Origin of the sequence: Nocardia blacklockiae (assembly GCF_015477355.1) — a bacterium.
GTDB lineage: Bacteria > Actinomycetota > Actinomycetes > Mycobacteriales > Mycobacteriaceae > Nocardia > Nocardia blacklockiae.
In genome coordinates this window covers 49,792-63,548 of the sequence record NZ_JADLRJ010000021.1, presented here as the reverse complement: position 1 = coordinate 63,548, position 13,757 = coordinate 49,792, and the positions used below count along the sequence as shown (strand labels likewise).

9 protein-coding genes are annotated in these 13,757 nt (G+C 71.5%); all 9 read right to left on the bottom strand.

What is annotated here, in order from left to right; genetic code table 11:
- Positions 1 to 3: 3 nt before the first annotated feature.
- Complete coding sequence (locus IU476_RS34640; protein ID WP_228824792.1) at positions 4 to 2,454, bottom strand: phosphoketolase family protein; 2,451 nt, start codon at positions 2,452 to 2,454, stop codon at positions 4 to 6.
- A gap of 238 nt (positions 2,455 to 2,692) precedes the next feature.
- Positions 2,693 to 5,347, bottom strand: a complete 2,655-nt coding sequence (locus IU476_RS34635; protein WP_195106564.1) for a cation-translocating P-type ATPase — start codon at positions 5,345 to 5,347, stop codon at positions 2,693 to 2,695.
- Positions 5,348 to 5,412: 65 nt separating this feature from the next.
- On the bottom strand, positions 5,413 to 7,035 hold the full coding sequence (locus IU476_RS34630; protein WP_195106563.1) for an ABC transporter permease: 1,623 nt from the start codon (positions 7,033 to 7,035) through the stop codon (positions 5,413 to 5,415).
- The gene (locus IU476_RS34625; protein ID WP_195106562.1) at positions 7,032 to 7,943 is read right to left on the bottom strand and encodes an ABC transporter ATP-binding protein; all 912 of its coding nucleotides are present in this window, start codon (positions 7,941 to 7,943) and stop codon (positions 7,032 to 7,034) included. Before IU476_RS34625 ends, IU476_RS34630 begins: the two co-directional genes overlap by 4 nt.
- Positions 7,940 to 8,197: an acyl carrier protein gene (locus IU476_RS34620; RefSeq protein WP_195106561.1), complete on the bottom strand. Its 258-nt coding sequence runs from the start codon at positions 8,195 to 8,197 to the stop codon at positions 7,940 to 7,942. The genes IU476_RS34625 and IU476_RS34620 overlap by 4 nt, the downstream gene beginning before the upstream one ends.
- 5 nt (positions 8,198 to 8,202) lie before the next feature.
- Positions 8,203 to 9,759, bottom strand: a complete 1,557-nt coding sequence (locus IU476_RS34615; RefSeq protein WP_195106560.1) for a dihydrolipoamide acetyltransferase family protein — start codon at positions 9,757 to 9,759, stop codon at positions 8,203 to 8,205.
- Positions 9,760 to 10,728 (bottom strand): alpha-ketoacid dehydrogenase subunit beta, encoded by a 969-nt coding sequence (locus IU476_RS34610; protein WP_195106559.1) that lies wholly within the window; start codon positions 10,726 to 10,728, stop codon positions 9,760 to 9,762. It abuts the gene before it with no gap.
- Positions 10,725 to 11,723, bottom strand: a complete 999-nt coding sequence (gene pdhA, locus IU476_RS34605) for a pyruvate dehydrogenase (acetyl-transferring) E1 component subunit alpha (RefSeq protein WP_369123143.1) — start codon at positions 11,721 to 11,723, stop codon at positions 10,725 to 10,727. Before pdhA ends, IU476_RS34610 begins: the two co-directional genes overlap by 4 nt.
- Positions 11,720 to 13,519: an acetate--CoA ligase gene (acsA, locus tag IU476_RS34600; protein WP_195106558.1), complete on the bottom strand. Its 1,800-nt coding sequence runs from the start codon at positions 13,517 to 13,519 to the stop codon at positions 11,720 to 11,722. Before acsA ends, pdhA begins: the two co-directional genes overlap by 4 nt.
- Positions 13,520 to 13,757: the final 238 nt, after the last annotated feature.

Sequence of the window (13,757 nt, the reverse complement as noted above, 5' to 3'; positions counted from 1 at the left end):
GCCTCAACCCCATGGGGCTTCGTCCCCCGATACCGCATGAGGCCACGACCAATGGCGAATGTCGTCCGGATCCGTACCCACCTGTCGCGCGTATTCATCCGCGTGATCGAGCCGCGTGAGCAGTTCGTCCCGGAGGTAGCCGATCCGATCCCCCAGGCGCGCAACGTGTTCCAGGGCGGCCAGCGCCAGGTGGTAGCGGTCGATGCCGTTCATCGCGCACATCTGGAACGGCGTCGTGGTGGTGCCGTTGTCACGGAAGCCGTGGACGTGCAGCCGGTCGTGTCCGGGACGACGGTACGTGAGCTGGTGAATCAGCCACGGATAGCCGTGGAAGGCGAACACCACCGGACGATCGGCCGTGAAGATCTCGAGGTAGGCCCGGTCGGTAATACCGTGCGGATGCCGGTCCGGCGGAAACAGCCGCGCCAGGTCGACGACGTTCACGACCCGAACTACCAAGTCGGGCACCAGTTCTCGCAACAGCGCCGCTGCGGCCAGGGTCTCCTGGGTAGGCACGTCACCGGCGCAGGCCAGCACCACATCCGTGTCGCGGTCGAGATCCGAACTCGCCCAGGGCCAGACATCCAGTCCGCGCGCGCAGTGCTCGCGCGCCTGCTCGTCGCCGAGGTACTGTAGCGCCGGCTGCTTGCCCGCGACGACCACGTTCACATGTCCGCGGCTGCGCAGGCAATGGTCGAAAACATGCAGCAAGCAGTTGGCGTCGGGCGGCAGGTACACCCGGCACACCTCCGGGCGCTTGCTGAGTACATGGTCGATGAATCCCGGATCCTGGTGCGAGGCACCATTGTGATCTTGGCGCCACACATGGGATGTCACCAAGTAGTTCAGACTGGGAAGTGGCTCCCGCCAAGGGTATTCGGCCGCCAGATACAGCCATTTGGCGTGCTGCACGACCATCGAGTCGATGACGTGCGCGAAGGCCTCGTAGGTCGAGAAGATGCCGTGCCGGCCGGTGAGCAGATACCCCTCCAGCCAGCCCTGGCACAGGTGTTCCGACAGCACCTCGAACACTCGTCCGTCGGTCGCGAGCCGATCGTCGCCGTCCGCACGCTGCTCCCGCCACCGCCGCCCGGTCACCTCCAGCACCGCGTCGAGGCGGTTCGAGGTGTGTTCGTCGGGCGAAAAGAACAGCAGGTCACGCGGATTGGCGAGGAGCGCGTCGCGCAGGAAGCCGCCCAGCACCCGAGTGGCCTCCCCGGTGACAACACCGGGACCCGACAGCCGCAGGGCATGCTCGGCGACCGCCGGCAGGCGCAGTTCGACGCTGGTCTGCCCGTGCGCCGCAGGCTGGGCGCTCATCCGCAGCTCCCCCGGCGGATGCAGGCGGAGTATTCGCGGCACCGGGGCGCCGCTCGGTTCGAACAGCTCCTCGGGCCGATACGAGCGCAGCCACTTCTCGAGCTGGGCGAGGTGTCCGGCGTTGTCGCGCACGCCGGTCAACGGCACCTGATGGGATCGGAATGTGCCCTCGATCGGCACTCCGTCCACCGTCGCCGGACCGGTCCAGCCTTTCGGCGTGGACAGGACGATCATCGGCATCCGGGGATTGACCGGCCCGAGGCCACGACGCGCGTCGTCACGGATCTCGGCGATACGGTCGAAGACTTCGTCGAGCACCCGCAGGTACTGCTCGTGCACCTGCCCCGGATCGCTGCCGCTGACGTGCCGCGGCTCCCATCCGTGGCCGGCCAGCAGCGCGTCGAGATCCGCGCGCGGAATGCGCGACAGCAGGGTCGGATTGGCGATCTTGTAACCGTTCAGGTGCAGGATCGGCAGCACCGTCCCGTCCGTGCGCGGGTTGAGGAAAGCCGGAGCATGCCAGCTGGTGGCGAGCGCGCCGGTCTCGGCCTCACCGTCCCCTATCACGCAGGCGACGACCAGGTCCGGATTGTCGAACGCGGCCCCGGTGGCGTGAGCCAGCGAATACCCCAATTCGCCGCCCTCGTGAATGGAGCCCGGCAGATGCGGCGACGCGTGCGACGGAACCCCACCGGGAAGCGAGAACTGCCGGAACAACTCCCGCATCCCCGCCAGATCCCGTGCCACCTCGGGATGTCTTTCGCTGTAACTGCCTTCCAGCCACGCCGCGGCGTTCATACCGGCCGCGGCATGCCCCGGACCGCACACGAACAACATCCGCTGTCCGCGCGCGGAAATCACGCGGTTGAGGTGCGCGTAGGTCAGGGTGACGCCGGGCACACTGCCCCAATGCCCGATCAGCCTGGGCTTGATGTGCTGCGGCGAAAGTCGTTCGGTCAGCAGCGGATTGTCCGTCAGGTAGAGCTGGGCGGCGGACAGGTAGTTGGCCGCCCGCCACCAGGCGTCCAGATCCGCGACCGCGCCGCCGACCGGTCCTGCGGGGACAGCGGTGGATCGCCGCTCCCCGCCGGCACCGGCCGGTTCCCGCATGCCCACCGGCGGATAACCTGTCATGTCGACCCTTTCCCGAACCATCGGGCCGCAGCGATCAAGCCGGCCGATGTATTCAGCATCGCCGCGGGCGGCTCGTCCCGAGACGGGCCAAAGTCATCGCCCGCCGGGCCGTCCGGCAATGATCATGCCGTCGCGCCCGAGCCCTGAACTCCCCGCCAAGTCCGGAGCGCAGCCGACCGGAGGCCCTGCAGCGCGGGCTCTTCCGCCGCATCAACACGCCGAAAGCCGTTCACAGCGGCTACGCGGCGCTCGAAATCTCGGACCGCACGACCGCCGAGCGTTTGTCCGGGGCCGGATGAACGCGGCGGTCCGTGCGGACCGTCACGTAGCCCAGTAACGACGCGCCGCTCACGAGGAGCAGGTCCGCGAGCCCGAGCGGTTCGGTCCCCAGCAGGTGGCGCAGCGGCGGGAGATAGACCCCGGCGAGTTGCAGGGCGAAGGCGGCTCCCACCGCGACCAGCAGCATGGGGTTGGCCCATGAGCGCGGCCGCGAACGTGAGCCCAGTGCGACCCCGAGTTGCGTTGCGCCCAAAGCGAAGAAGGCCATCGTCTGCCAGGGTCGCCCGGTGTGCTGCGCCCACACCGCGACGCCGAGTGTGGCCGCGGTCAGCACCAGGGCGATCCGGGGCACCCGTTGCCACAGCCCCGCACCGAGAATGCTCTGCGCGGGTGGCCGCGGGGCCCGCCGCATCGATCCCGGCTCGGCCGGTTCGCCACCGAGCGCGACGCCCGGCACACCGTGCGTCATCAGGTTGATCCAGAGAATTTGCGCCGGCAGCAGCGGCAGCGCCAACCCGAGGAACGGACCGAGCAGCATCACCGCGATCTCGGCGGCGCCGCCGGACAGCCCGTAGATCAGGAAGCGCCGGATATTGGCGTAGACGCGGCGGCCCTCCTCCACCGCCGCGACGACGGTGTCGAGATTGTCGTCGGCCAACACGAGATCGGCGGCCTGCCGCGCGACCTCGGTGCCGCGCCGCCCCATCGCGACCCCGATGTCGGCGCGGCGCAGCGCGGGCCCGTCGTTCACGCCGTCGCCGGTCATCGCCACGATCTCGCCACCGGCGTGCAGCGCCTCGATGATGTCGAGCTTCTGCGCCGGCGTGGCACGGGCGTACACGGTCGCGCCGCCGAATTCCGCATGCGCGTCGCGGCAGTCGATCACCGGTTCGCCCGGCGCGAGAATACCCAGCTCGGCGGCGATCGCGCGGGCGGTGCCGGGGTGATCTCCGGTGACCAGAACCGGCCGGATCCCGGCCCGCCGGCACGCGGCGAGGGCCGCGGCCGCCGCGGCGCGGGGCGGGTCGTGGATCGCGATCAGGCCGAGCAGGCGCAGATCGTGTTCGAGGTTCTCCTCGTCCGACGGCGCGGCTGCGCGGTCCCGTGCCGCCACGGCCAGCACCCGGTAGCCGTCAGCGGCGTAGCGGTCGGCGCGCTCGGCGGCCCGTCGTACGAGGTCCGGATCGCCGTGCAGCACAGTCGGTTCGAGCACCGATTCCGGGGCGCCTTTGCAGATCACCCGGTAGCCGCCGGGCACCCGGTGCACGGTCGTCATGCGCTTGCGGTCGCTGTCGAACGGGCGCTCGCCGACCCGCGGCAGCCGCGCGCGCAGGTCGTCCGCTCGCACACCGAGTTTCGCGGCCGCCGCCAGCAACGCCGCCTCGGTCGGATCACCCAGCGCGCGCCAGCTGTCGTCGTCGGTGACCGGCGACGACAGCCGCGCGTCGTTACACAGCGCCGCCGCGGACACCACCTCGATCATCGCGGGCAGGTCCGCGTCCGGCACGGGCCGGCCGGCGACGAGTATCTCCCCCTCGGGTCCGTAGCCGCTGCCGGTGACGGCGGCTTCGGCCGCCGGCGTCCAGAGCCCGCGGACCACCATGCGGCCCTCGGTGAGCGTGCCGGTCTTGTCGGTGGCCAGCACGGTCACCGAGCCCAGCGTCTCCACGGCGGGAAGCTCGCGGATCACCGCGTGCCGCTCCGCCATGCGGCGCGCCCCCAGCGCGAGGCCCAGGGTGACGACGGCGGGCAACGACTCGGGGACCGCGGCGACCGCGAGGCTGATCGCGGCGACCAGCATGAGTTCGAGCGGCTGGTCGCGGACCAGGCCCAGCGCGAGCACGACCGCGCACAGGGCGACCGTGACCCCGGCGAGCAGCCTGCCGATATCGGAAAGCTTGCGCTGCAACGGCGTCCGGTCGCTGCGCCGGGTCAGCAGCTGCGCGATCCGGCCGGTGGCGCTCGCCGTCCCGGTCGCGGTCACCACCGCCCGGCCTCGTCCCCTGACCACCGCCGTTCCCGCCGATATCCGGCTGTCACCGCTCACGGACTTGTCCACCGGCACCGACTCGCCCGTCAACGCCGACTCGTCCACCGTCAGCGCCGCGGCCTCGAGCAGGGTCGCGTCCGCCGCGACGATGTCGCCCTCCGCGAGAATCAGCAGGTCGCCCACGACCACCCCGGCAGCCGGTATCTCCTGTCGGCGCTCCTCGCGCACCACGCGCGCGCTCGGCGCCGTCAGCCGGGACAAGGCCGCGACGGCGTGGTCGGCCCGGACCTCCTGGCCGACACCGACCACGGTGTTCACGACGATCACCAGCAGGATCACCGCCGTGTCGGTCCAGTCCCCGGTGGCAACGGTCAGCGCCGCGGCCACCAGCAGCACGACGATCAACGGGTCCCGCACCTGGGCGAGCACACGCTGCCACAACCGAACCGGCGGGCGGCGCGGCAACACGTTCGCGCCGTCGCGCAGCAGCCGGGCCGCGGCCTCGGACTCGGACAGACCCGCGAAACCTATTGCGCCGTCGGCACCTACGACCACATCTCCTCCTACCGAAGTTCCCGCGACCTTCCGGTCCGGCACCACCGCGCTCTCGATCGCGCTGCTCATCACGAGCACGGTCGTCGCCGTCACCTGCCTCGGTCCGCGCGGCGAGCAGGGGCGCGGACGAGCGCTCAGTAGCCGACGTCGCGGCGGCGCAAGCCCGCGAAGCCGCCGAGCACGCCGGCCGCGCCGACGGCCAGCAGGCCGAGCAGCGGCGTGGCCGTGACGTTGTCGAGCGGCGCCAGCGGGGTGTGTTCGAACGGCGAGGCCTCGGCGAACCACCCGGGCAGGTCGAAGGAGTCGGCGAACAGCACCGCGACCGCGCAGTAGGCGAACGCCGCCCAGGACAGCGGCACCGCCGCGGTCGGCAGCCAGCCGAAGGCCACCACCGCGACCGCGACGACGACCCACACCGCGGGCGCGTACCCGAGCGCGGCCCCGGTGACCCGCAGCAGTTCAGCGGCGTCACCCGTAGTGAGACTGTGCGACAGCGCCTCTCCGAAACCACCGGCGACCAGCACCGCCGCGCTGCCCACGAGAGCGACGGCGACGTGGCTCCCCAGCCAAGCGGTCCGGCCGACCGGCGCGGCCAGCACCGATTCGGCGCGCCCCGCCGTTTCCTCCCCGCGCGCCCGCAGCACGCTCGCGATGCCGCACGCCGACGCCAGCAGCGCCGAGATGGTGATCGTCAGTGCCAGATACGCGTCGACGGCGTCGGCCGCGCCGCCGGGCAGATACTGCGCGATCTCCGGGTTGTCGGCGAGATAGTCGTCGATGCTGTCGGCGAACGATCCGTAGGCCGCGCCGAGCACGAAAGTGCCGATGCCCCAGCCGAACAGCGAACCGCGCTGCAGCCGCCAGGCCAGTCCCAGCGGCGTGCCGAGGGCCCAGGACGCGGTCGACCGGCCGGTACCGTAGGCCAGCAGTCCCGCACCGAAGTCCCGGCGCTCCAGCACCGCGAACGCGACCGTCGCGAGCACCCCGCTCGCGACCACGAACAGCAGCAGCGGCCACCATCGCTCCGCGACGAAGGGATACGTGCGCTGTCCCCACCCGATCGGCGACAACCACGACGCCGCGCCGTTGCCGATGTCACCGACGGCGCGCAGCACGTACGCCGCCGCCAGCGCCAGCGCGACCGCCCCGTAGACGCTGCGCGGGTTCTCGAACACCTGCGCGGCGACCGCGGTGAGCGCCGCGAACGTAATGCCCACGCCCGCAACCGAGAAGGCGAGCAGCGCCGAACCGGGAACGGGCAACCCGGTACCCGCCGCCGTGGCGAACACGACCATCGCGACCGCGGCGTCCGCGACCCCGGCCACCGCCAGCGCGGCGAGCGCTGGCGCGCGCCTGCCCACCCTGGCCGAGCGGAACAGTTCGGCGCGCCCGGTCTCCTCGTCGGTGCGGGTATGCCTGTCGATCAGGAACATGTTCAACAGCGCGACGACCACCGCCAGGTAGGCGAAGATCTCGAACAACACCTCCCCGCCGATGCTGTCGAGCAGCCGGGTCGGACCGTTCATGGCGACAGCGGCCGCGTTGGCGCCTATCGTCTCGCGCAGTCGCGCCAGCTTGGCGGGCGAGTCGTAGAGGGCCTGACTGCCCACGGACTGATATCCCAGCAGCAGTCCGATGCCGAGCAGCCACCACGGCAGCGTGAACCGTTCCCGGCGGAGCACGAACAGCACCAGCGTGCCCGTCCCGGACGCGTTGTCCCGCACGCTCGTCCGCGCATTCGCGGGCGCGCTGCTCACGAAACCTCCCCGGCCGCCACCGCTTCGGCGCCGTAGTGGCGCAGGAAGATGTCCGCCAAGGTCGGCGGCGTGCTGGTGATGCTGCGCACGCCCAGCTCGGAAACCGCGCGCAGCGCGGTGTCCAGAGCGGCGCTCTCGACGTCGAACCGGGCGTGGGTGCCCTCCCGCACGAGGTCGTGCACGCCCGCGAGCGCGTCGAGACCGTCCACCGGGCGGACCGTGTCCACGGTGATCGTGGTGCGGGTGAGGTGACGCAGTTCGGCGAGGGTGCCGGTCTCGACGGTGCGGCCGCGCCGGATGATGCTCACCCGCTCACACAGCGCCTCGACCTCGCCCAGGATGTGGCTCGACAGCAGCACCGTGCGTCCGTCGCGGGTCGATTCCCGCACGCAGCGCTGGAACTCGGCCTCCATCAACGGATCCAGCCCGACGGTCGGTTCGTCGAGCAGCAGCAGTTCGGCGTCGCAGGCCAGCGCCGCGATCAGCGCGACCTTCTGCCGATTACCCTTCGAGTAGGCACGAGCCTTCTGATGCGGGTCGAGATCGAATCGCTCCAGCAGTTCCGCACGCCGGCGCCGGTCCACCCCGCCACGCAGCCGGCCCATCAGATCGATCACCTCGCCGCCCGTTATTCCGGGCCACAGCGTGACCTCACCGGGCACATAGGCCAGCCGGGCGTGCAGCGCGACGGCGTCCGTCCACGGGTCGCCGCCGAGTACCCGCACGGTGCCGGAGTCGGCGCGCAGCAGGCCGAGCAGGATACGAATGGTCGTCGTCTTGCCCGACCCGTTCGGGCCGAGGAAGCCGTGCACCTCACCGGTGCGCACGGTCAGGTCGAGCCCGTCCAAGGCACGGGCCCGGCCGAACGATTTCGTCAGTCCCGCAACGGAAATCGCCGCCGCCGTCACGCCGTGGTCTCCATCAGGAACTCCGCGCACGAGGCGAGGGTGGCCAGGCGCGGATAGTCCGTCTCCTCGATGCGCCGGCCGGCGGCGGTGGACAGCCGCTCGACGAAGGTGAGGAAATCGATGGAGTCCAGTTCCAGAGTGGCTCGCAGGGGCGCGCTCTCGTCGAGGGCCGCGAGTTCGGCCTCGGAGGCGAAGCCGGCCAGTGCGGCCCGCGCGGTGGTGGTGGCGGCTTCGCGGGACATGGTCTCGGGCATGGCTTCTACAACTCCTCGGGTTGCCGCAGCAGGGTGGCGACGGTGTTCAGGAAGCGGGCGCCGGTGGCGCCGTCGCTGGCGCGGTGGTCCGCGGACAGGGTCGCGGTCACCTGCGGCCGCACCCCCAGCAGGCCCCCGACCGCGCAGGGACGGTCGGAGACCGCGCCGAGCCCGACGATCGCGACCTGCGGGATCGGCACGACGCCGTAGACCGAGTCGACGCCGAGGTCACCGAGATTGGTCACCGTCACGGTCGCGTCGGTCGTGTCCGAGGAGCGCAGCCGCCCGGACCGGGCGCGGGAGACCAGCCCGCGCAAGGCCGCCATCATCGCGGGCGGATCGAGTGTGTCGGCGTGCGGGACGGCGGGCACGATGATGCCGCCGCCGCGCAGCGCGACCACCACTCCGAGATGCACCACCGCGGACGGGCGGAACGCGCCGTCGACCCAGTGACCGTTCAACTCCGGCACCCGTCGCGCGGCCACCGCGATTGCCCGGAAAAGCAAGGCGGGCAGCAGGATTCGCTCCGCGACCGGCAGTGCCAGGTTCCACGCCCGCAGCCGTTCGGTCGCCGCCGCGACGTCCACGGTGGTGGACAGATAATAGTGCGGCACAGTCTGTTTCGACTTGGTCATCGCGGCCGCGATCCGGTCGCGCATCGCGCCGAGGTCGCGCGCCGCGGTGCCGTCCGGCGCACCGGCCCGAACCTGCGGCGGTTCGCCGGCGGCCACGGGCTCGACCACGCGCCGCGCCGCCGCCGTGCGCACGTCCCGCGCCCGGACGGCTCCGCCCGGACCCGTGCCGGCGACAGCGGCGAGATCCACCGCGAGATCGGCGGCCACCCGCCGGGCGTAGCCGGACGAACGCACGTGGTCGGGACCTGCGGGATGCCCGCGGCGACACTGCACACGATGAGCTGACACGGCGGAAGTAGCGGCGGGCGACGGAACAGTGGCCAGGTCGGCGACCACGACGGGCTCGGGTTGCGGGCCGCCGGGCGGCGGGCTCGCCGTCGCCGGTTCACGGTGTGCCGCAGCCTCTTCGACGTCGGCACGCACCACCCGCCCGTGCGGGCCGCTGCCGTGGACGGCGGCCAGGTCCAGACCCGCCTCCTCGGCGAGCCGCCGCACCAACGGAGTCGCCCGCACCTCCGCGCGCCCGTTGCCAGCGGACGCGACGGCCTCGGCCGGAACCGCGTTCGTCTCGCCGGGTGCGGCAACTTCGGCAGGAGTCACGTTCCCTTCGCCGGACGCGGCGGCCTCGGCTGACGTGACGTTTCCCTTCTCAAGCGCCGCGGGCGGCGGTTCGGGGAGGTCCGGGCCGGGCGAGGCCTGCAGTATCGTCGCCAGCGGGGCGCCGACGGGAACGGTCGTCCCCTCCGGCACCAGGATTTCGCCGATCACACCGTCGTCGAAGCATTCGACCTCGATCGCCGCCTTGGTGGTGTCCACCTCGGCCACGATGTCACCGGCGCGCACGCGGTCGCCGGGACGCACCAGCCACCGCAGCAGTGTCCCCTCGGTCATGTCCGCGCCCAGCGACGGCATCCGGAATTCCGTCATTCACGCCACCGCCTCGCGCACCGCCGCGACCACAGCGGCGGGCTGTGGCAGCGCGGCCTCCTCCAGGTGCCGCGCGTACGGGATGGGCACCTCGGCGGTGCAGACCCGGGCGATCGGCGCGTCGAGGTCGTAGTAGGCGTGTTCGGCGGCGCGCGCGGCGATCTCGGCGGCGATGCCGACGCTGCGCCAGCCCTCGTCCACGACCACCAGCCGGTGCGTGCGCGCCACCGACTCCAGCACGGTCTCCTCGTCCAGCGGCCGCAGACTGCGCAGGTCGATCACCTCGGCGGAAATACCTTCTCCCGCAAGCTGTTCCGCCGCAGTCGCGGCGACATGCACGGTGCCGCCGTAGGACACGAGGGTAACGTCGGTCCCGGAGCGCCGCACAGCCGCTCGATCGATGTCGGCCGGGCCGCCGCCGTCGGGCAATTCGCCCTCGGAGTTGTACAGCGCGATCGGCTCGAAGATCAGCACCGGATCCGGGTCCTGCAACGCTGTCCAGAGCATGCCTCGGGCGTCCGCGACCGTGGCCGGGGACACCACCCGCAGGCCCGGGATGTGTGCGTAGAACGCCTCCAGACTGTGTGAATGCTGTGCTGCCAGTTGCCGTCCGGCGCCGGTGGCCATGCGGATGACCAGCGGTACGCCCAGCTGCCCGCCGGACATGTGCCGCAGGGTCGCCGCGTTGTTGAGGATCTGGTCGAGCGCCAGCAGGCTGAAGTTGACCGTCATGATCTCCACGATCGGGCGCGCGCCGGCCAGCGCCGCGCCGATACCCGCGCCGACGAACGCCGACTCGCTCAGCGGGGTGTCGCGGACGCGCCGCGGCCCGAATTCGTCGAGCAGACCCCGGCTCACGCCGAAGCAGCCACCGTAGGCGCCGACGTCCTCGCCCATGAGGAACGTGCGCTCGTCTCGAATCAGCACCTCGCGCAACGCTTCCCGCATCGCGTCCCGATAGGTGGTCATGACCGCTCCGCGTAGACGTGGCGGGTCAGGTCGGTGACCGGTTCGTCGGGCGCCTGCTCCGCGGCGGCGACGGCGTCGTCGATCTCGGCGTCGACGGCGGCCTCGAGCTCAGCGAGACCGTCCTGATCCAGCTCGCCGTCGGCGCGCAGCGCCGCCACCAGACGCGAGATCGGGTCGCGCGCTTTCCATTCCGTGATCTCGGCCTTGTCGCGGTACCGATCGGCGTCGTACAGCGAATGCGCGCGGAACCGGTAGGTGCGCAATTCCAGGAAGCACGGTCCGCCGCCACCCCGGATCGACTCCACCGCCCGGCGAGTCGCCGCGCCGACCGCCACGGCGTCCATGCCGTCGACCGGCCACGCGGCCATGCCGTAGGACGCCGCGCGCAAGGCCAGGTCGGTGACGGCGTGTTCGCGAGCCAGCGCGGTGCCCATGGCATAGCGGTTGTTCTCACACGCGAACAACACCGGAAGTCGCCACAGCGCGGCGAGATTCAGGCATTCGTGGAACTCCCCCTCCGCGACCGCGCCGCCACCGAACAGGCACACGGTGACCGTGTCGCGACCGGCCATGGCATCGGCCAAGGCCAGCCCCACCGCGATCGGCAGGCCGCCGGCCACGATGGCGTTGCCGCCGTAGAACCGGCGCTCGGCGTCGAACAGATGCATGGATCCGCCGCGACCGTGGCTGGTTCCGGTGCCGCGGCCGAACATCTCGGCCATCAGTGCCCGCATCGGGATGCCGCGGACCAGCGCGTGGCCGTGCTCGCGGTAGGTCGAGACCACGGCGTCACCGGGCCCGATCCGGCCGAGCAGACCGGCGGCCACCGCCTCTTCACCGATGTAGAGATGCAGGAAGCCGCGGATCTTCTCCGCGCTGTAGAGCCGCACACAGCGTTCCTCGAAGCGCCGAATGCGAATCATCTGACGCAGCAACTCGATTCGCGGTGTCGGCGGCGCGATGTCGGCGGCCGGCGCCCGCTGCGTGATCGTCACGACGTGCTCTCCAGTGTCGACAGATCGCCTTCGGGCAACCCGAGTTCGCGGGCCTTGAGCAGCCGGCGCATCACCTTGCCGCTGCGGGTGTGCGGCAGGCTGTCGGCGAACTCGATCCGCTTGGGCGCCACCACCCCGAGCGCGCGGCGGCCGAACGCGCTCAGCTCGGCCCGCAGCGGCTCGCCCGGCGCGTATCCGGGGCGCAGCACGACGAACGCCTTCACCAGCTCCCCCGCCACCGGGTCCGGCGTGCCGATCACGCCCGCCTCGAGCACCGCCGGATGCGCCATCAACGCGCTCTCCACCTCGAACGGGCCGATGAGGTGCCCGGCGGACTTGATCACATCGTCGGCCCGGCCGACGAACCAGTAGTAGCCGTCGCGGTCGCGCCGGGCCAGATCGCCGCTGAGATACCACCCGTCGGCGAAACTTCGCGCGTAGCGACCGGGGTCGTGCCAGTACCCGCGGAACATCGACGGCCAGCCGGCGCGCACCGCCAACTCGCCGATCTCGCCGACCTCCGCCGGAGTGACGGCCCCGGCGACCACGGCGGCCCGGCCGTCGGTCCCGCGCCGCAGCACGGTCGCCTCGACACCGGGCAGCGGCCGGCCCATCGACCCCGGACGCACCTGCTCGGCGGCGAGATTGGCGATCATGATCGCCCCGGTCTCGGTCTGCCACCAGTTGTCGTGCACCGGGTGACCCAGGACCTGGTAGCCCCAGTCGACCACCTCCGGGTTCAGCGGCTCGCCCACGCTGGCGACGAACCGCAGGCACGACAGATCCGTACCCTCGGGCAGCCGGTCGCCGTAGCGCATGAGCATGCGCAGCGCGGTCGGCGCGGTGTACCACACCGACACCCGCTCGGCGGTGAGGACGTCGTACCAGCGCCGCGCGTCGAACTCGGACTCGTCGCTGATCACGGTCGCCCCCAGGCTCAACGGCGCGATCACCCCGTAGGACATCCCGGTGACCCAGCCGGGGTCGGCCGTGCACCAGAACACGTCACCGGCGCGCAGATCCAGGGCGTAACGCGCCGTGGCCCGGTGCGCCACGATCGCGCCGTGCACATGCACCGCGCCCTTCGGCGTCCCGGTGGTGCCGCTGGTGAAATGCAGCAGCGCAGGATCCTCGAAATCGGTTCGCACGATCGAGAATTCGGTGTCCGCGGCGGCCATCGCCGACGGCAGCTCGACCACGCCGGCCGAGTTCGCCCGCGCGTCGGTGACGATCACGTGCCGCAACAGCGGCAGCGTGTCCCGGATGGGGGCGACCTTGCGTTCGTAGAACGCGGCCGTGGTGATCAAGACGGTGGCGCCCGCGATCGCCAGCCGCTGCCGCACCGGCTCCGGGCCGAACGCCGAGAACAGCGGCGACACCACGCACCCGGCCTTCCAGGCGCCCAGGGCCGCGACATACAGCTCCGGGATCCGGCCGAGCAGCGTGCACACCCGGTCCCCGCGGCGCACCCCGAGCTCGCGCAGCACGTTGGCGAACCGGTTGCTCATGGAGACCAGGTCGGCGCAGCCGAACGTGGTGTCGCCGCCCGCGGCCGCCAGCCACCGCAGGGACGGTGCGGGTGAACCCGGCTCCTCCAGATGCCGGTCCACCGCCTCGTAGGCGATGTTCACACCGCCACCCGGCAACCCCGCCAGGTCGAGACGCGCTGCCTTCCAACTGAATTCACGGCATGCCAGCCGATAGTCGGTGAGATTGGCGGTCGCGCGCTCCGCGGCGGACTTGTCGATCGGCTCCCACCGCGTCTGCCCGATGCCGTAGCGGCCCACTGTGCTCATCTCGCCTCCGGATCGCACGAAATCGTGGTCGGTCCCGTTCAGTCAACGACGCGGCCACCCGCGGACGGCAGGGCGAAAAGACCATCCACGCGGTGACCTCCGTCGTGGGATGCGTGCCGAACTCGACTGTCGAGGTGGTCGTGGTCAGACCGACCTGTGCTTCCGCTGCCGTCCGCACCTCTCAGGAAGGCCGCGGCGAGCGGCCGCTAGTGTGCCACCGACTCGGTTTTCGATCCGA

Bases quoted from the DNA above. Each gene is read 5' to 3' on its own strand.
- IU476_RS34615 (WP_195106560.1), bottom strand. From the start codon at position 9,759: ATGACGGAATTCCGGATGCCGTCGCTGGGCGCGGACATGACCGAGGGG.
- acsA (WP_195106558.1), bottom strand. From the start codon at position 13,519: ATGAGCACAGTGGGCCGCTACGGCATCGGGCAGACGCGGTGGGAGCCG.
- IU476_RS34640 (WP_228824792.1), bottom strand. From the start codon at position 2,454: ATGACAGGTTATCCGCCGGTGGGCATGCGGGAACCGGCCGGTGCCGGC.
- IU476_RS34610 (WP_195106559.1), bottom strand. From the start codon at position 10,728: ATGACCACCTATCGGGACGCGATGCGGGAAGCGTTGCGCGAGGTGCTG.
- IU476_RS34620 (WP_195106561.1), bottom strand. From the start codon at position 8,197: ATGCCCGAGACCATGTCCCGCGAAGCCGCCACCACCACCGCGCGGGCC.
- IU476_RS34635 (WP_195106564.1), bottom strand. From the start codon at position 5,347: ATGAGCAGCGCGATCGAGAGCGCGGTGGTGCCGGACCGGAAGGTCGCG.